Here is an 18,841-nt window from a genome sequence, read left to right as displayed (position 1 = left end):
GTAGCTCTTAAAACGGCGTTTACCGCAAATTATATGATAGAACTCGCAGGGATTGTAATACTTGGAATATTCGCACAATGGGTAGCATGGAGGTTTAAGATCCCAGCTATTTTACCTTTAATTCTTATCGGCCTTACCGTGGGGCCGCTGGCCACCTTGTACACTACCGATGGTACCAAGCTCATCGAGCCGGTGTGGCACCCGGAGTACAACAAAGGGCTCTTTCCCGGAGAAATGTTGTTTCAGTTCGTTTCCCTGGCTATCGCTATTATTCTTTTTGAGGGCGGACTCACCCTGAAGAAGAACGAGGTATTGAACGTTGGCCCGGTGATCATTAAGCTTATTACTGTAGGAACCCTCGTTACCTTCTTACTGGCCGGGGTGGTATCTCACTTTTTATTCGACCTGAGCTGGGAGATCTCCTTCCTGTTCGCCTCTTTGATCATCGTAACGGGACCGACAGTAATTACGCCCATATTGCGGAACATACCGCTTAAAAAAGACCTTTCGGCAGTACTCAAGTGGGAAGGGATCCTTATTGACCCGATCGGAGCTGTGGCAGCGGTACTGGTGTTTGAGTTTATCAGGGTGGGACAAGGAGAAGAATATACCCGACAGGCCGTGATCGAGTTTAGTAAAACCGTAGTGGTAGGACTTTCAGAAGGATTCTTCTTTGCCTATGCCCTGTATTTTGTGATCAAAAGAAAAATGGTGCCTCATTTCCTTTTGAACGTGTTCACCCTGTCTGTAGTACTGGGGGTTTATGTGCTTTCAGAACAATTTGCGCACGAATCGGGACTGCTGTCTGTAGTGGTTATGGGAATGGTTCTGGGGAATATCGACCTCCCTAACATCAAAGAACTGCTGTACTTTAAAGAATCCCTGAGCGTACTGCTCATATCCATACTCTTTATCCTGTTGGCGGCCAATATTGATATGGCCGATCTATACCTGGTTTACAACTGGAAGACCCTTGTGCTGTTTGCCTGTGTGGTTTTTGTTATTCGTCCGCTGGGCGTATTCCTGAGTACTTACGGCTCCGGATTAAAGATCAATGAACGTATGTTCATCAGTTGGGTAGGACCCCGGGGTATCGTTGCTGCGGGTATCGCCTCGCTCTTTGGTACACGACTGGCACTGGAGGGAGAACCCGGTGCAGAATACATTACTCCCCTGGTGTTCATGATCGTGTTGGGTACGGTATTGCTCAATGCCGCTACGGCAAGGATATTTGCCAAGGTATCGGGTGTATTCCTTAAGAATTCGACCGGGATCCTTATTGTGGGGTCTTCGAACGTATCGCGTCTTATTGCCAAATACCTGCAAAAGAACGACCGTCACGTGGTGCTTATTGACAGTAATAAGGAGAATGTGGAAAAGGCAAGGGGAATGGACCTCGATGCTGAAGAGGCCAATATCTTCTCCGATGAGCTTACCGATAATATCGAGTTCAACGACATAGGATACCTTATGGCATTAACTGCCAGTGAAGAGGTAAATAAACATTCCATAGAACGCTTCAGAGAGCATCTGGGTGAGAATGGTGCCTTCAGGCTTATTACTTCAGAAGAGATGAAGAATCCGGACGATACCAACCTGGAACTGCTCTTCTCTAAGAAGGACGATTACATTAACCTGAGTGAGGTGGCCCGTGATTATCCGAAGATCAACGAGATCGAACTGGAGTCGCGTGAGCACTTCCTCGATCAAATGAAAAAGCTCAACGAGCTCAAGGAAGCCATTCCGATCTTTGTCAAAGACCTTTCCGGCGAATTACATATCATAGCCACCTTTACCCAAACCATGGAGATCGAACCCGGCTATAAGCTGGTTTACCTGGGGAAACCCTTAGAATTACTTAAAGAAGAAGTGAATAGTGTACAAGAGGAGGTTCCTGAGAGCAAATAAGGCCTGATGAAAACAAAAAGTCTGATCCCGGTTACCGTGTTGGTATTTTCCCTGGTGATGGTTTTTGCCCACCTGGGTAAGAGCGGAAATCCGGATAGCGGACTTTCCCGTTGGGTGAATACCGATCGCAGTATCTCCCCGGACTTTGGCGAGGGGTCACAGTTTAACAAGGTTACGGATACCGTTATGGCCAGCGGATTTAAAATTACCAGTAAGGTCATTCGTACTCAAAAGAACAACAGGCCCTTATCTCTTGACGTTAAATCGAAGGTGTTTAATCCGGAGTTTGCGGTATACGATACCCTATTGGATTTCCGCTATCGCGAGCGTGAACTACTCAGGAATACGTCATTAAAGGCCCTTGCCCTGAAGAACGATGGAGACGACTCCTTCTGGAACCTGGCGGGTTTGACTTCCTTTGAGATCGACCAAGAGAGCAGCACTTCAGAATGGCTTTACTGCCATTTTTCCTACCGAAATATCTTTAGCAAAGAACAACGGGATTACGTGCTCATCGTTGACCGGGAGGGACATACCCAAATAGAACAAACATAAAAAAAGCCCCCTGTTCAGGAGGCTTTTTTTATATGGTGGATTAACGTTTAGTCGTTGAGTTTCAGTACGGCCATGAACGCCTGTTGCGGAATCTCTACGTTCCCTACCTGGCGCATACGCTTTTTACCTTTTTTCTGCTTTTCAAGAAGCTTACGCTTACGTGAGATATCACCCCCGTAACATTTTGCGGTTACATCCTTTCTAAGGGCCTTGATGGTCTCTCTGGAGATGATCTTGGCACCGATAGCAGCCTGGATCGGAATATCGAACTGCTGTCTCGGGATAAGTTCTCTGAGCTTTTCACACATCTTTTTACCAATGTTATAGGCGTTGTCGGTATGTATAAGCGCAGACAGGGCATCTACCGACTGGGCGTTGATAAGTACATCTACTTTTACAAGCTTGGATTCGCGCATACCCAGTGGCGAATAGTCGAAAGAGGCATATCCTTTAGATACCGTTTTCAAACGGTCGTAGAAGTCGAATACGATCTCGGCCAAAGGCAGGTCAAAGCTCAGCTCCACACGTTCTGGTGTGAGGTAGCTTTGATTGGTGATCACCCCTCTTTTTTCGATACACAGGGACATTACAGGTCCTACGAAATCGGCTTTGGTAATGATCGAAGCCTTGATATACGGCTCTTCTACCCTGTCCAGTTTTGAAGGTTCCGGAAGGTCTGACGGATTGTTCACGATGATCTTCGTATCGGGCTCCTTCTTGGTATAGGCGTGGTAACTTACGTTAGGTACCGTGGTGATCACGGTCATATCGAATTCGCGCTCCAAACGCTCCTGGATGATCTCCAGGTGAAGCATACCCAGGAATCCGCAACGGAATCCAAAACCAAGGGCTGCAGAACTCTCCGGCGCAAATACGAGGGAAGCATCGTTAAGCTGAAGCTTTTCCATAGCGCTTCGAAGTTCTTCGTAATCCTCCGTATCTACCGGGTAGATCCCTGCAAATACCATAGGTTTTACGTTCTCGAACCCTTCGATCATATTGGCAGTTGGATTTGCCGCATCGGTAATGGTATCACCCACTTTTACCTCACGGGCATCTTTGATCCCTGTGATCAGGTATCCTACATCACCGGTTTTGATCACCTGCTTAGGCTGTTGTTTGAGCTTAAGGGTTCCTACTTCATCGGCATCGTAACTCTTACCTGTAGCGAGGAATTTGATCTTCTGTCCTTTTTTGATCTCTCCATTGATCACACGGAAGTAGGTCTCTACGCCGCGAAACGGATTGTATACGGAGTCAAAGATCAGTGCCTGTAAAGGCTCATCCGGGTTTCCTTTGGGTGCCGGAATGCGCTCGATAATAGCTTCGAGGATCTCTTCGATCCCGATACCGGTCTTGGCACTGGCAGGGATCACATCTTCAGGATCACAACCTAACAGGTCTACGATGTCATCTGTTACCTCTTCAGGATTCGCCGATGGCAGATCGACCTTATTGAGCACAGGAATGATCTCCAGGTCGTTCTCAAGGGCAAGGTAGAGGTTAGAGATGGTCTGTGCCTGGATACTCTGGGCGGCATCAACGATCAACAAAGCCCCTTCACAAGCCGCAATAGAGCGGGACACCTCGTAAGAGAAATCCACGTGACCGGGGGTGTCGATCAGGTTTAAGATATAATCTTCCCCTTTATAGTGATATTCCATCTGGATGGCGTGGCTCTTAATGGTAATTCCACGCTCGCGCTCCAGGTCCATATTGTCAAGTAACTGGTCTTGTTTCTCGCGCTCGGTAACGCTTCCCGTAAAATCAAGTAAACGGTCGGCCAGGGTACTTTTACCGTGGTCAATATGCGCGATGATACAAAAGTTTCTTATATGCTTCATAGCCGTCTTTACATCGAATGAGTGTGCAAATATACGGTATTTTAATACGCAGGCTCAAGAATGCCGCCCGATAGAAACCACAATTTTGACCTTTCGGGTTTGATATTGTTAATAAAGCATTATTTTTAAGCGAAATTAACCGCCGACCTACTTTATGCACCGACCTTTTGTTAAAATTTTCGGGATATTCTTCTTATGCAGTTTTTTAAGTACTGCACAAGATTATGATCTTTCCGGAAAGATCACTGACAGTGAGGATCTTCCACTTTCCTTTGTAAATATTCTTTTGTTGAATGCTCAGGATTCGACCCTGGTGAACGGGGTGATATCCGGTGACGACGGTCGTTTCCTTTTTCAGGATGTTACTGCAGGGAATTATGTGATCCAGTCGTCGTATATAGGGTATCAAACCCATTTTTTGCCGGTGGAGGTTAATGGAAATACCGCTACAGAAACCATAAAGCTCATGCCGGCTACCGAAACCCTTCAAGGGGTAACGGTGAGCTATCGCAAGCCTACCATAGAAAAACGTCCTGACCGCCTCGTTTTTAATGTGGCCAATACGACCCTGTCTTCATTATCGGGATATGAGATCCTGAAGCGAACACCGGGGGTCATCGTGATGAACGAGCAGCTTATGGTCAAGAACTCAGAGCCGGTGGTCTATCTTAACGATAAACGCGTATACCTGAGCAATGCAGAACTCAACAGTTTGCTGCAGGGATTTGCAGGGGTAAATGTCGAAGCCGTAGAGGTGATCACCAATCCGCCGGCAAGCTATGACGCCGAAGGGAGCGTGGTACTCAACATCGTTACCCGTAGCAATGTATCGATAGGGTATAAGGGGTCTCTGGAAACCAGGGGAACCTTCGCGGTGTATCCAAAATACAACTTCAACACCCAGCATTACTACAAGACCAAAGGACTTGACTTTTTCTTCAACTACAATTTTAATCGCAGCAAGTTGTTCAAGAACGACCTGTCGTTCATCAATTTCACCGATGTAGGGGAGGGCACCGAAGCGTGGAATACCAACTTTAAAAAGATCACTCGTCTTAACGACCATAGCGTAAATGCCATTCTCGATATCGATACCGGCGAAAGCAGTACGCTAAGTCTTAGTGCCAATGTGCTTTGGTCTCCGGACAAGACCTTTGACAATTCAGCGGTTACCAATATCGCAGGACCGGACAATACCCTCGCGTCTTACTTCAACACCGATAGCGATATGGAGTATGACACCTATAATTACGTGTTTGGTGCCGAATTCGACACCGAGCTCGATGATGAGGGTACCACCCTGGAGAGTGTGGCCAATTATATTTATTACGAACAAGATCAGCTACAAGCCCTTACTACGGCCTACTTCGATCCTTTCGGCGTACCGGAAGATCTTAATGCCTTTGATACCGAAGGGCAACAGCAAACCAACATCTTCACCCTGCAAACCGATCTCTCAGGCACCTGGGCCGGAGGCGATGTAAAGACGGGACTCAAATTCGTGAACATCAATTCTTCCAGTGGTATCGGCTTTTCCGGACCTTCTATACCGGATAACGCCCTGGATGATGATTTTGACTATAACGAGGCGATCTATGCGTTCTATGCAGAATACGGACGATCATGGGAAAAGTGGGAGCTTCAGTTGGGCTCTCGTATGGAGTATACCGATGTTACCGCCAATTCGATCGCCCTGGGCGACGTTAACACCCAAAAATATTTCGGGATCTTTCCTTCCCTGGGTGTGCAATATGTTCCTTCAGAAGCGAACAGCTACGGCATGAGTTACGGAAGAAGCCTTACGCGTCCGCGCTACCAGAGTCTGAATCCGTTCAGGTATTACATCATTGAAGATCGCTACAATGAAGGAAATCCAGAGCTCACCCGGGCCATTGAAGATAAATTGGCCCTGAGCTACACCTATAATAATACCTATACTTTTGAGATTGGGTTCCAGAATATAGACGGGGATATCAACAGCCTGCCCTTCCAGGACAATGGGAACAGGCAGTTGTATAGAAGAGAAGAGAATATCCAGCAGTTCAGGCAGTATAACCTGGATTTTATGGCGCCGTTAAATATTATGCGCAATTGGTACGCCTATGTGGTGGCCTCGGGGTATTATATGGAAAATCAATTTATAGCCAGGGAAAGCGGAAATATCCTGGTGAAGAACAATACCAACGGATTTCTGACTTTCCTCTCCAGTGGAACCACTTTAGGTAAAAAGGAAGATACCAACCTGGATGTCTCTTATGTCTTTATTAGTGATATGATCTCCGGGTCTGAAAAATATCAGAACATGCATTACCTCGACATTTCGGTGCGCAAGAATCTCTGGAACGACAGGGCTTCTTTAACTATGGGACTTAATGATGTTTTCAATACCACTAACGTACAGATGAATTCCAGGTACCTCAACCAGGATAATGGCTTCCTGGCACGTCCCGAAACGCGTAAATTCTTCCTGGCCTTTCGCTATAACTTCGGAAACTTCAGGCTCAACGACAACAACCGCAGCAGAAACAATCCGGCTGAACTGGAGCGACTTAACGCCGGAAGCTAGTTTAAGGAATTCTTAAACTTCTTGTTATATGCTAAAATGGATTATCTTTGCACCGCAAATCCCTAAAATAGAGGAAATTGGTTAAGATCGGAGATATAGAATTAGGAGATTTCCCATTGCTGCTGGCACCGATGGAAGACGTGAGTGATCCGCCTTTCAGGAAGTTATGCAAGGAGCAGGGGGCCGATGTGGTATATACAGAGTTTATTTCTTCGGAAGGACTCATACGCGATGCTGCCAAAAGCGTCATGAAGCTGGACATCTATGAAAAGGAGCGTCCGGTGGGTATACAGATCTTCGGTTCGGAGCTGGATTCCATGCTGCAGGCTATAGATATCGTTGCTGAATCCAAGCCCGATATTATTGATATCAACTTCGGGTGTCCCGTAAAGAAAGTGGTATGTAAGAATGCCGGAGCCGGTATTCTAAGAGATATTCCCCTTATGGTAAAGCTCACCGAAGAGATGGTGAAGCGTACCGACCTTCCTGTGACCGTAAAGACACGTCTGGGATGGGATCACAACAGCATTAAGATCGTTGAGGTAGCCGAAAGACTCCAGGATGTGGGTATCAAGGCAATTTCTATTCACGGCCGTACCCGTACCCAGATGTATAAGGGTAATGCCGACTGGGGTCCCATTGCTGAGGTAAAGAATAATCAGCGCATGCACATTCCTGTTTTTGGTAATGGTGATGTGAACACGCCTGAGATGGCGGTGAAGATGCGTGATGAGTACGGACTCGATGGGGCGATGATCGGTCGTGCAAGTATCGGTTATCCGTGGTTTTTTAAGGAGGTAAAGCACTTTATCGAGACCGGGGAACACCTGGCACCTCCAACTATGGAAGAGCGCGTAGAGGCCGCGAGAAGGCATTTACAGATGGCTATCGACTGGAAGGGAGATAAGCTTGGGGTGTTTGAAACCCGTCGTCACTATACGAACTATTTTAAGGGCATTCCGCACTTCAAGGAGCACCGCACCAAAATGGTGACCAGCGATGAGGCAGCCGATGTGTTTGCTGCTTTTGATGAAGCGCTGGCCGATTTTGCAGATTTTCAGTTTGCTTGATCGGGCTAAGGGTTAAGAGCTAAGAGCTAAGAGTGAAATGTGAGACGCGTGATGCGAGACGCGAAAATATAGAAGAAGGCTTTCCGGAAATGGAGGGCCTTTTTTTTTATGGTAAAGGGGAGAAGCCCTCCTGCGCTAAAGCTTCGGAGCGTAAAGAGGTAAAGAGAAGTGACAAAGGTAACAGGGGTGACAGCGGTAACAGGTAATATGTAATAAGGGCGATTCAGATTCTCGACTCCCGAATCACACAAAATCATCTTTATTCCTTACTCTTTATTCTTGGTTCTTGATTCTAAAGCGTAAGCAACGCCTTATTGATCCTTGCCGAAGCGATCTTAGAGGCGATAAAGCCCAGTACAAAGATCGTAGCGAATACCAGGAGTACATTAGAAAACTGGAATTCTACGGGGTAGGGCAGGGAAGGGGTAAGGCGTATCCACTGGAAAGCGATCTGACTCCATACCAATAACGAAGCGAGGAAGATCCCTAATAAGCCTCCTGCAGAGGTTACAAGTAATCCCTGAAGGAAATAGATCCTTCGTAGTTTTTTAATAGGAACGCCTAAGCTAAATAAGGTGGTGAGATTACCTTTTTTATCGAGGATCATCATGATAATAGCTCCCACGACATTGAAGAGGGCAATGATAAGCACCAGGGTAAAGATGAGGTAGATGGCCAGGTTCTCGGTATTGAGCATCTTGTATAGGGCATCGTTAAGCTGAGCCCTGTTCTTCACGATGGTCTTATTCCCAAGAATGTTTTGAATTCCGGCGATCACGGTAGCCTCATCGGCTTCCGGAGTTATTTTAAAATTGATCCCGGTGATCTCCAGGCTGTCTTTTTCCAGTAAGGGCTGCACGGTGGGCAGGTAGGCAAAAACATATTTCTTATCGAGTTCCTCGTTCACGGCATAGACCCCGGAAACGGTAACCGATAGCTGATTGTATGGCTTTTTACTGCGGGTAATACTTCCTTCTCCGGGCTTTGGTGCAAGGATCTGCAGCGGACTCCGATAATCGTTAATGCCCAGGTTAAGCAGGTTGGCAATGGTGATTCCGGGAACTACCTCATAAGGGTTGTCCTGCATCCAATCGCCAAAATAGACCAGGGTATCAACGGCCACTACCTGCGGATAGTTGGTATCTACGGCCTTGATCCAGCCTACGTGATTTTTTTGGTCATGGGTGAGAAAGATGCGTTCTTCGATCTCTTTAGAAAAGGCCGCTACGCCTTCAAGGTCTTCCAGTTTCTGCTCTTCTTCCGGCTCAAGTACAAAGTATTTCCCTGTGGAGGCCGTAGCCTTCAGGTCGGGATCAAAATTATTCGCAAAGGAAAGACTAAAGGTTTTGAGTCCGGCAAAGGCCGAAAGTACGATAAACAAAGCCGCGGCTCCGATCACGATCACCAGGAAGGTCACCAGGTTGATGATGTTCACGGCATTCTGGGAGCTTTTGGATACCAGGTAGCGTTGGGCTATGTAAAGGGCAATGTTCAATGCTTAGGAACGCTGTCTTTTGTCTAATAGGTCAGGGTTATCAATGGGGTTGTCATCTCCTTTCAGGGAGCGCTCGATCTTGTTGATGTACTCCAGGGAGTCGTCAATAAAAAATTCCAGTTCCGGAACCCTGCGCAGTTGGTTCTTTGTACGCTGTGCCAGGTCGTGCTTGATAAGTGGCTGATTGGAACGGATACCGTCCAGGAGCTCCTTTCCTTTCTCCGGCGGGAAAAAGCTAATATATACCTTAGCAATTGAAAGGTCGGTGGTCACCTTTACCTTGGTCACACTGATCAGGGTGTTTGTGAGTCCGCCCCCCTGGGCTGCTCTCTGCAATATATCGGCCAGGTCTTTCCGTAAAACCCCCGCGATCTTCTTCTGTCTGTTCGTCTCCATAAATGCAAAAGTACGAAATAAAGTTACGAGGTTACGAAGTTATAAGGTTATGAGGTTATTTGGGGGGGAGTTAGACAGTTATGCTGTCTTCGCGAGTAGGGAAGTGACGAAGCGATCTGCCCGGACAGTGAAGGGATTATAAGGTGATGTCCACCTTCGCTAAAGCTATGTTGGATGATGAAGTGATAAAGAAATATCCGGGCTATCGACAATTACACTTTCTTCTGGATCAGCTTAAGGAGTTCCATTTTACCTTTAAAGGATCCGGGTCCTTTAAATCCGCTGGAATTAAAGCATCGTTCGATATCAAAATGGTTTTTCGTATTACGGGTTATGGCAAAGGCAAATTTAGGGATCACGACCCGCTTATCATCCAGTCGCCTGTGATATCGCCAGTATTCGGATGCATGGGTAAATTCGTAAAATTCCAGGATCTCCATTTTGGGATGACAGACCCTACAGAACTGCTCCACTGCTTTCAGTGAACCCACTTCCTGATCGTCCAGTTCGGCAAATAGGTCACGGAGGTAAGCCAGGAATTCCCATTTAGGCATACCACAGAACTCCTCGTGGTCTTCGATCAAAGGTTCCAGCATGTTCACATTTAACCGTTCGCAGGCCGTGATGAATTCGGATCTGGTCATCGTAGATCTTTAATTTTATTAAAAACAGGTTGGAGGTTTCAGGGGGTAAATCGTACCTTCATACTACAATTATTTCCGTCTTATAAACTTAGGAAATCTTTAAATAAAGAACCATCAGATATGCATAAAATAGAGCACTTAGGCATTGCGGTAAAGGACCTTACTGCCTCGAACGAATTGTTTTCCAAACTCCTTGGCGTTGCCCCATATAAAGAAGAAGAAGTCGCATCAGAAGGGGTAAAGACCTCTTTCTTTGAAATGGGAGAGAGCAAGATCGAATTACTGGAAGCCACAAAAGAAGATAGTCCTATAGCTAAATTCATTGAAAAGAAAGGGGAGGGGATCCACCATATTGCATTTGCTGTTAGCGATATCCATAAGGAGATCGAACGCCTGAAAGGGGAGGGCTTCATCGTATTGAATGAAACCCCAAAACGAGGAGCAGATAATAAGTGGGTAGCCTTCTTACACCCTAAGAACACGAATGGCGTTCTGGTCGAGCTTTGTCAGGATATCGAAGAATAAGCGTGAAGCCTTGTCCCTCCTAATTTGAGGAGTAAAAGGTTTGCACTGTTGCAGAATTAGTAGTAATATTGCACTCCGATTTTCAGATTAAATGTGTACTTTGAAAGTGCGAATCTGAAAGACGTTCTGTAAGAAAGCGAATAACCAAAAATAAAATTCTTTTCCCGTAAAAGAATTGGTCCTATAGCTCAGTTGGTTAGAGCACCTGACTCATAATCAGGTGGTCCCTGGTTCGAGCCCAGGTGGGACCACTTAAAGCGTAAACCCTCACTCTGAATGGAGTGGGGGTTTTTTTATTGCTCTGAAACGGACAAAAAGCTTGCTTTTGGAGAGTGTAAGAGTAATAAAAAAACTAGCGCTGCGAAGCAGGGCGTGGGTTTAACATTTTCAGGAGCGGGAACCCCTGGCCCAGCGACCGCAGCCCTTCTTCGCTTCAGCTACGAAGGGCGCAGCGAGCTAACCCAGGTGAAACACCCAGTGAGCTTTGGATCGTATTCCCCCCCCTTCCGTCTTTACTTTGCAATGCCACCTTCCCCGACAGGGGAAGGAGCCACACTTTGATGTATTATACAGTAAAAGGGCATGGGTTAACATTTTCACTCCGCCAGCGCGCCGGCTGGCCCCTTCGCTAAAAACAGCCACAGGCTATTTTCTTAACGCTCGGTCCCCTGGCCCAGCGATCGCAGCCCTTCTTCGCTTCAGCTACGAAGGGCGCAGCGAGCTAACCCAATAGATCAAAAAAGGTCGTAATAGACAACTACGCCAAAACCGATAGTTTCCAGATTAATACCCTTTAATCCTAATTCAGGATCATTAAACTCAATGTTCTCCAGGATCCTTCCGGAATTGTTTTGGGTGTACATGAGCTGTCCTCCCCAACTGATCTTCTCTGTTAGGTCTTTCTCAAATCCCACTCCAAAACTGAAGAAACGCACACGTTCAGCATAGGTAACCCTTTCAAAATTGACGTCATCATTCACCAAAGATTCCCTTCGTGAATCGGCCGTAGCTTTTCCAAAAGAATAATTCGGCAGAAAGTATAGTGTCCACTCCTCTAAAGGGATCGCTATTTTAGGTGTCAGGGTGATCAGGCTGCCTTTAACCCAGGAATTGATCTGTATGCGGGATGGGTTGGGGCTTGTTAAAATGACGATCTCATCGGTTTGCGCTGCGAAATAGGAATAGGAAACCTCAGGGGCAAAGAACGGGATGCTGAACAATTCCAGGCCCAGATCGATCTGCGGATAAAAATTGTTATTGAGCTCTTTACTGATGAAGCCGTTCAGTTTAGCGAAAGGGCGTGGGGTTTGGGCTTCAGCATGGAGAACAATAAAAAAAGCCGCAGATAAGAGCACCTGCAGTAACTTTCCTTTTCTTGTATTTTTAGCAGATCTAAAGATTCAGGCCGAAATTTAGTTGGAGCATTAAGGGATAAAACCCGGAGTTGCCTATGGTATTGAAATAATATGTTGGCCCAAGATTCATGAGGAAATGTAATTTATTAAAGTTTCTTTGCAGGCCCCAGGTAGGCCCTATTGCAAAATCGAGATCATCTTTTCTATTCACATTTTCAGCAATGGCCCATCCGTTTCCGACAGCTCTGAAAGACACGAAATTCCCCGAATTGTAGTGTACTGATCTGCCTTTTGAAAATTGCTTTTCCCGATTGTAATATTTTCTGAACTCTATATCAATGAAGGGAGCAATAACATATTGAAATCCGGAGCCGCGCCCTAATTCCGGGTAACTGCCCCCATATCCAATTCCGGCATTAAAAATAAAGGAAGTGGTATTGCCTGCGGGAAGCTCATACTCAACACCCGGATTAATGAACTTAACTCTCCAAACGTTCTCCAGGGAAGTGTGAGACGCTGAATTTTGGGCTGATCCATTCTGGAAAAAAGCCATTAAAATTATAGTAGATACGATGCTTAATATTGGGGACTTCATGTCTATATTCTTTATGATCGGATTCAACGATTTCTTTTCCTCCTAAGATCGAATGCCTCTGCAGGCTTTTAAATGAAGATCTGCAATAAGCCTGGGAAGGGCTATAATGGCAATATCTCGTGGGATTTTTACCTCAAAGATTCAAATATAGATTTTTTACTCAAAAAAAAAGAATGTCCTTAATCGCTTAAAAACATTTTTCTGAAGCGCAGCGGGCTAACCAAGGCATATATATCTTCACTTGCATTCCCCACTAACGAGGACGTCCGCGGTATCGGGAGGACCAGGGGATGATTTTTCCCGTTTTAAAATTTTCTTAAACCCCGTCAACACCCCCTTCACCCTAAGCTCTTTACACCTGCATTTATAACCGTATAAAGAATACCTATGAATAAAGAATATTGTTTAAGTGATGCGGCGTATTTTTGAAACAAAAATATTTAACCCTTTACATGTAATGGCAATTCAAAGATTCTTTGCATTCATCCTTACCCTCCTGGCCTTTCAGCTCACCATGGCCCAGGTGGAGACTAATATTTACGGTACGGTTACCGATAAGCTTGGGGAACCCATTCCCGGGGCTTCCGTATTTCTCGAAGGCACACAGCAAGGTGCCCAGACCGATATGGACGGGAAGTACGTGATCAAGAACGTAAGCCCCGGGTCCTATAACCTGATCGCGAGCTATATCGGCTTCAAAACCCAAACCAAATTCAACATCCTCGTGCGATCGGTGGGAACTCCCGATTACAACTTCACCCTTGAAGAAGATACCGAAGTGCTCGATGAGGTGGTGGTTACCGAAACCAACCGTATTAGCCGCCCCAAGGAAACACCCCTCTCTACCAAATCGCTTTCGGCCGTAGAGATCGCCACTTATCCCGGGAGTAATAACGATGTGGTGCAGGTAGCCCAGTCGCTCCCCGGAGTATCACCCTCGATCGGCGGATTCCGAAACGACTTGATCATTCGCGGGGGTGCGCCCAATGAAACGGTGTACTACCTTGACGGAATGGAAATTCCCAACATCAACCACTTTTCAACCCAGGGAAGTGCGGGCGGACCCGTTGGGATGGTTAACGTCTCTTTTATTGAAGATGTAACCCTGTCTACTTCGGCCTTTGGTGCACGGTACGACAATCCGCTGTCCGGAGTTTTACAATTCCGCCAGCGCAACGGAAACGCCCGTCAGTTCCGGGGGAACTTCCGTGTGAGTGCCAGTGAGGCCGCCCTTACCTTCGAAGGGCCACTGTTCAAGGGCAACAATGATGAGTCCAAAACGACCTTCCTCGCTTCGGTACGTCGCAGCTACCTGCAGTTCCTCTTCAGCGTGATCGGATTGCCTTTCCGTCCCAGCTACTGGGATTACCAGTACAAGGTGAACCATAAGATCGATGCCTATAACGAGATCAGTTTCATCGGACTCGGATCTATTGACGATTTTACCCTGGAAGCCCCTGAAGAATTCGATGAGAATCAGCAGGCTGCCCTGGAGCAGGCGCCGTTTATCAACCAGCGTACCAATGCCATCGGGGTAACATGGAGGAAGCGCTTCAAGGACGGTACAGGTTTCATGGAAACCACCCTGAGCAATAACGTGCTCAACAATGAATTTACCCGTTATGAGGATTCTGAGAATGAAGAAGGGGTGCTCTTTAACAACGACGCTGTAGAGTCAGAAACCAAGCTGCGCTATGCCATGACCAACTTTTTTAATGGATGGAAACTGACCAGTGGTTTCAATGCGCAGTTCTCCGATTACGAGAATTCGACCATCGATGTGAATGGCGGATTGCAATTCGATACCAACATTAACTTCTTTAAATACGGACTCTTCTCCAACCTCACCAAATCCTTTTTCAACGATAAGCTGGATGTGTCTTTTGGCTTCCGTATGGACGACGATACGTTTACGGAGAACGACGACCTGCTCTCGACCTTTTCCCCGCGCCTGGCCCTCTCTTATGAGTTCGTGAAGAACTGGAGGCTTAACGGTTCCCTCGGGCGCTATTACAAGATCCCTCCATATACCATCCTTGGCTTCCGCGACAATACCGGAAACCTGCTGAACAAGGACGTGGATTATACCCTGAGTGATCACTACGTGCTTGGTGTTGAGCACTATTTTAGTCCGTCGGCTACCATTTCGGTTGAAGGCTTCTACAAGCGCTATGACGATTACCCGGTCTCTGTGGTCGATGGGGTTTCCCTGGCCAATAAGGGGGGCGGATTCGAAGTTTTGGGGAGTGAAGATGTGGTGACTAACGGACAAGGGAGAAGCTATGGTGCCGAATTGCAGTTCCAGCAAAAACTCACCGATAATTTCTATGGCATCTTTGCCTATACCTGGTTCTTTAGTGAATTTACCGGATTGGATAGTGATGAATACCTGCCATCGGTATGGGACAGCCGTCACCTGATATCCTTCACCGGAGGCTATAAGTTTGGACGCAACTGGGAGTTCAGTTCCCGCTACCGCTTTGCGGGAAGAACGCCATTCGTGCCTACCGATGTAGAAGCTACCCTGGAGCGTTACCCGGAAGTGGTACTGGATTACGATCGTTTAGGGGAAGAAAAACTAGCGAATTTCAGTCAGTTGGATATCCGTATCGATAAGAAATGGAACCTGAAAAAGTTCGCCCTGAACGTATTCTTTGAAGCCCAGAACGTATTGGGGCAAAATATTCCCCAACCTACAGAATACGGATTGAACAGGAACCCTGATGGAAGCATCGTAGAGCCCCGCTCCCTGGTGGCCCTGGATAGCGATACAGGGCAACCCATTCCGAGTATCGGGATCGTGGTAGATTTTTAGAGGAAATCCGGAAGCCTACATAGGAGTTTAAGAATGCAACCCCTTCCTGTTCAGGAGGGGGTTCTTTTTTTATGCAGTTGTGTTTGCTTTAAGGAATAGAGTGCTATTCTGATTACCTTTGTATCACCGAGAGGATGGAGGTAATGATGAGTCCGATACCTAAACCGGCGATAATGGAGCCTACAAAATAAAGGGCGGGGGAGGAGCTCAGAAAAAAGAAGCCTGCGCCGAGCCCGGTAAGGACACCGCCGCCAATAGCCCAGGTGGTTTTATCATTCTTGGAATTGGTCATGATTTTTCGTTTTGGTTATCAGGAAGTTATTTCTATCTAATTTACGAAAATTCGAGGGGATGGATACAAAAAAACCTCCCGTGATGAGCGGGAGGTCTTTTGTCAGTTTGTTTATGGGGTGGGGCTATCTAGCGCGCTCCATCCAAACTTTAGTTTCTTCAGAGCCATCGTCGTCATAGGCAATAAGTTTGTCGCCCTGAACGATCCAGTAGCCGTCGTTGTTTACCTGTACATTGTCATTGTCGATATCGTCGATGACAACATATCCGCGGTCGTTGATCTGCCAGGTGAGTTCTTCAATTTCTTCTTTGTCTTCTTCGATATTATTGATGGTAAGGAGTACGACATGATCGCGCTTAAAATTAAAGGTGATGTCCATTTCATTGACAATATCCTGAGCCATTCCTGAAACGGCTTTGGCGATCATTCCTTCAAAAAAGCCCATGTCTTCCGACTCTTCGTCGATAGCCTCCTTAAGATCGAGTTTGAATTTCCACGTTCCTAAAACGTCCTTTTCTTTAATACGCTGTTGGGCAACCATAGAGGAGGCCATAAAAAGCGCCATAAGCGTCATAACTATTGTTTTCATGTTGATGTGTTTTTATAGAAGACGATGGAGGGACGGAAATGTTACAAAGGGTGATAGGTGACAAAGGTAACAGGGGTAACAGAGGTGACAAGGGTAACAGGGGTGACAAGAGTAACAAAGGGGTCAGTTCGAGTGCCGGCCTGAAGGGGCGGTGTATCGAGAACAAATTGGAAATGACAGCAACTGCTGAAGCACCTCTCGATAAAATCTTCCTACGCAAGATATCCTCGTGTCTTTGCGAGCCATGCGATAGCAGGGCGTGGCAATCTCATGAATGAAGGTAAAGGGGTAAAGAGCTCCTACGCTTAAGCTTCGGAGCGTAAAGCAGTAAAGGTTTTACCAGGGGTAAAAAGTAATAGGTAATAAGTAAAAAGAGCGACTCTCGACTCTCGGTTCACGTTAAAAGACCTTACTCCCCATCGATCTGCCTGAAATACTCCAGGATGTCTCTGGCCTGGGCTTCGGTAATGCCCTGGTTGGGCATGATGGCCTGCTTGTACTCTTCCAACAAGGCTTTGGCTAACGGATCTTCCATGGCCATTTTTTGCGGATTAATGATCAGATTCATGATCCACTCCGGGGTGCGTTTTTTGGTGATCCCCTTCATCGCAGGACCAACCATGCGCTTGTCTGTGGTATGACAAACCGTACATGCTCTGACAAAAACCTTTTCGCCACGGGCAGCCATTTCTGCATCTATGGTTGCCGGAAGAACAACTTCCGTTACCGGGCCGATCCCTTTAGTAGAAAGATCAACGGTCTGCGATGGTTTTAATGCATCGTCATTTTGTGATGATGCTTTTTTAGATGAGGTATTTGGTTGCTCATAGGAGAAGGTTTCCTTTTCCTTTGTTTCCGATTTACAACCTGTAAATGCCAACACAAGCGCGGCGGCGAATAAGAATAATGAAGACTTCATATGTACATGCTTACAGAACTTTAAGCAAGATACAGCCCGCTGTTAAATTGAGATATGATGGTTGTCATGTTAAAAAGTCGTCGGACCTTCAGCATTTATGCATTCATAAAAAATATAAAACCATTATTATTTTTATTTAGACTCATTACATATAATTTTGATCGATGCAACCTCAGATGCTAAATCTGTCAACTTAAAATCACAAAAATTAGTTATGAGATCGAAACTTGTAGTAACTGCGTTAGCCCTCGCCGGCAGCCTGTCCTTAACTGCCCAAGACAAAAAAACCCAGGACAAAAAAGCCATCAAAGACATGTGTGGCTGTTATGAGGTAAAGTTCAACTTTGCCGAAACCTTCAACTACGCCAATGACTCGACCTATATGCCTTCTGCCGACAAACATTCCGGGGGCATTGAGTGGGTAGAACTGGTCGAAGACAGCGATAACAAGATCGTCATGCAACACCTTCTCGTGGTGGGACCCCCACAGGCCAAACAGGTGGTCAAACACTGGCGACAGGATTGGATCTATGAGAATACCGACCTCTACACCTACGATCACGGGAACAAGTGGACCTACACCTCCCTTACCCCGGAAGCGGTGAAAGGGCAGTGGACCCAAAAGGTCTTCCAGGTCGATGACAGTCCGCGATACGAAGGCACGGCCTCTTGGGTACACGTAGATGGCAAGAGCTACTGGGAGAGCAAGGCCGATGCGCCCCTCCCGCGAAGGGAGTTTTCTATTCGAAAGGATTATAACGTAACCTCCAGATTAAACCGCCATGAGATCACCCCAAACGGATGGGTTCATGAGCAGGACAACCAGAAGGTGATACGCAAAGCCGATGCAGAAGACCAGGTGCTGGCAGAAGAGAAAGGGTACAATACCTATACAAAAGTAGACAGCAGTAAATGTAAGGCGGCCATCGATTACTGGGCTGCACATGCCGAAAAGTGGGCGAAGGTGCGCAGCAAATGGGAAACGGTCTTTGCCAAAAAACAAGACCTTTTACTCAGAAAAAGTCTCGACGATAAACCACTGTTTCATTACCTCTTAGATAATGAGGCGTATAGCGACAAGGAGTCCATAGATGAGGTGATCGATACCTTTATTGGTAAATAATTCAAAAGCCTGCAATCTCATCGTGGTTATCTGCCCCGGGGTTACTTCAACGAGAGAAGTGATCCCGGGGTTTATTTTTGACGGACAATGATATAAATATCCATGTCTTATTTACCCTATTTTATGAGTAATTAATCGGTAAACCTTTAG

The 18,841-nt window shown here is 46.4% G+C and carries 16 protein-coding genes and 1 tRNA gene; 8 read left to right on the top strand and 9 right to left on the bottom strand.

Annotated elements, in window-relative coordinates:
• Window positions 1–33: 33 nt before the first annotated feature.
• Together IS446_RS01515 and IS446_RS01510 are read left to right on the top strand one after the other, a co-directional pair.
• The gene (locus IS446_RS01515; RefSeq protein WP_203057677.1) at window positions 34–1,908 is read left to right on the top strand and encodes a cation:proton antiporter; all 1,875 of its coding nucleotides are present in this window, start codon (window positions 34–36) and stop codon (window positions 1,906–1,908) included.
• 6 nt (window positions 1,909–1,914) lie between these two features.
• Complete coding sequence (locus IS446_RS01510) at window positions 1,915–2,463, top strand: hypothetical protein (RefSeq protein ID WP_203057676.1); 549 nt, start codon at window positions 1,915–1,917, stop codon at window positions 2,461–2,463.
• Window positions 2,464–2,510: 47 nt separating this feature from the next.
• Here IS446_RS01510 and lepA read toward each other — a convergent pair whose 3' ends face one another.
• Window positions 2,511–4,307 (bottom strand): translation elongation factor 4, encoded by a 1,797-nt coding sequence (lepA, locus tag IS446_RS01505; protein ID WP_203057675.1) that lies wholly within the window; start codon window positions 4,305–4,307, stop codon window positions 2,511–2,513.
• A 154-nt stretch (window positions 4,308–4,461) separates the two neighbouring features.
• On the opposite strand from lepA, the gene IS446_RS01500 reads away from it, so the two are divergent.
• On the top strand, window positions 4,462–6,873 hold the full coding sequence (locus IS446_RS01500; protein ID WP_203057674.1) for an outer membrane beta-barrel family protein: 2,412 nt from the start codon (window positions 4,462–4,464) through the stop codon (window positions 6,871–6,873).
• Window positions 6,874–6,950: 77 nt separating this feature from the next.
• On the top strand, window positions 6,951–7,943 hold the full coding sequence (gene dusB / locus IS446_RS01495; protein WP_203057673.1) for a tRNA dihydrouridine synthase DusB: 993 nt from the start codon (window positions 6,951–6,953) through the stop codon (window positions 7,941–7,943).
• Between the two features lie 292 nt (window positions 7,944–8,235).
• Here the strand turns inward: dusB and IS446_RS01490 are convergent, their stop codons facing one another.
• From IS446_RS01490 to IS446_RS01480, 3 genes are all read right to left on the bottom strand, one after another.
• Window positions 8,236–9,438 carry an ABC transporter permease gene (locus IS446_RS01490; RefSeq protein ID WP_203057672.1) on the bottom strand — a complete coding sequence of 401 codons (1,203 nt, stop codon included), beginning with the start codon at window positions 9,436–9,438 and terminating at the stop codon, window positions 8,236–8,238.
• 3 nt (window positions 9,439–9,441) lie between these two features.
• The gene (gene rbfA / locus IS446_RS01485) at window positions 9,442–9,834 is read right to left on the bottom strand and encodes a 30S ribosome-binding factor RbfA (protein ID WP_203057671.1); all 393 of its coding nucleotides are present in this window, start codon (window positions 9,832–9,834) and stop codon (window positions 9,442–9,444) included.
• Window positions 9,835–10,046: 212 nt separating this feature from the next.
• Window positions 10,047–10,478 (bottom strand): hypothetical protein, encoded by a 432-nt coding sequence (locus IS446_RS01480; RefSeq protein WP_203057667.1) that lies wholly within the window; start codon window positions 10,476–10,478, stop codon window positions 10,047–10,049.
• Between the two features lie 120 nt (window positions 10,479–10,598).
• On the opposite strand from IS446_RS01480, the gene mce reads away from it, so the two are divergent.
• The gene (gene mce, locus IS446_RS01475; RefSeq protein ID WP_203057665.1) at window positions 10,599–11,003 is read left to right on the top strand and encodes a methylmalonyl-CoA epimerase; all 405 of its coding nucleotides are present in this window, start codon (window positions 10,599–10,601) and stop codon (window positions 11,001–11,003) included.
• A 177-nt stretch (window positions 11,004–11,180) separates the two neighbouring features.
• A tRNA-Ile gene (locus tag IS446_RS01470) sits at window positions 11,181–11,254 on the top strand.
• A 483-nt stretch (window positions 11,255–11,737) separates the two neighbouring features.
• Here the strand turns inward: IS446_RS01470 and IS446_RS01465 are convergent.
• Window positions 11,738–12,358, bottom strand: coding sequence for a hypothetical protein (locus IS446_RS01465; protein WP_203057655.1), 621 nt, complete (start codon window positions 12,356–12,358; stop codon window positions 11,738–11,740).
• 37 nt (window positions 12,359–12,395) lie between these two features.
• Window positions 12,396–12,980 (bottom strand): hypothetical protein, encoded by a 585-nt coding sequence (locus IS446_RS01460; RefSeq protein WP_203057653.1) that lies wholly within the window; start codon window positions 12,978–12,980, stop codon window positions 12,396–12,398.
• A gap of 430 nt (window positions 12,981–13,410) precedes the next feature.
• Between IS446_RS01460 and IS446_RS01455 the strand changes: the two genes are divergently transcribed.
• Window positions 13,411–15,768, top strand: coding sequence for a TonB-dependent receptor (locus tag IS446_RS01455; RefSeq protein ID WP_203057651.1), 2,358 nt, complete (start codon window positions 13,411–13,413; stop codon window positions 15,766–15,768).
• A 112-nt stretch (window positions 15,769–15,880) separates the two neighbouring features.
• On the opposite strand, the gene IS446_RS01450 is transcribed toward IS446_RS01455, so the two are convergent.
• The 3 genes from IS446_RS01450 to IS446_RS01440 form a co-directional block, all read right to left on the bottom strand.
• Complete coding sequence (locus IS446_RS01450) at window positions 15,881–16,060, bottom strand: hypothetical protein (RefSeq protein ID WP_203057643.1); 180 nt, start codon at window positions 16,058–16,060, stop codon at window positions 15,881–15,883.
• 124 nt (window positions 16,061–16,184) lie between these two features.
• A complete protein-coding gene (locus IS446_RS01445; RefSeq protein ID WP_203057641.1) occupies window positions 16,185–16,649 on the bottom strand; it encodes a hypothetical protein in 465 nt (154 codons plus the stop codon).
• A gap of 409 nt (window positions 16,650–17,058) precedes the next feature.
• Window positions 17,059–17,568: a c-type cytochrome gene (locus tag IS446_RS01440; protein ID WP_203057639.1), complete on the bottom strand. Its 510-nt coding sequence runs from the start codon at window positions 17,566–17,568 to the stop codon at window positions 17,059–17,061.
• A gap of 214 nt (window positions 17,569–17,782) precedes the next feature.
• Here IS446_RS01440 and IS446_RS01435 point away from each other — a divergent pair, with 214 nt between their 5' ends.
• Complete coding sequence (locus IS446_RS01435; protein ID WP_203057637.1) at window positions 17,783–18,691, top strand: DUF6607 family protein; 909 nt, start codon at window positions 17,783–17,785, stop codon at window positions 18,689–18,691.
• Window positions 18,692–18,841: the final 150 nt, after the last annotated feature.

This window comes from Robertkochia sediminum (assembly GCF_016786255.1).
GTDB lineage: Bacteria > Bacteroidota > Bacteroidia > Flavobacteriales > Flavobacteriaceae > Robertkochia > Robertkochia sediminum.
This window is presented reverse-complemented; position numbering and strand designations above follow the sequence as displayed.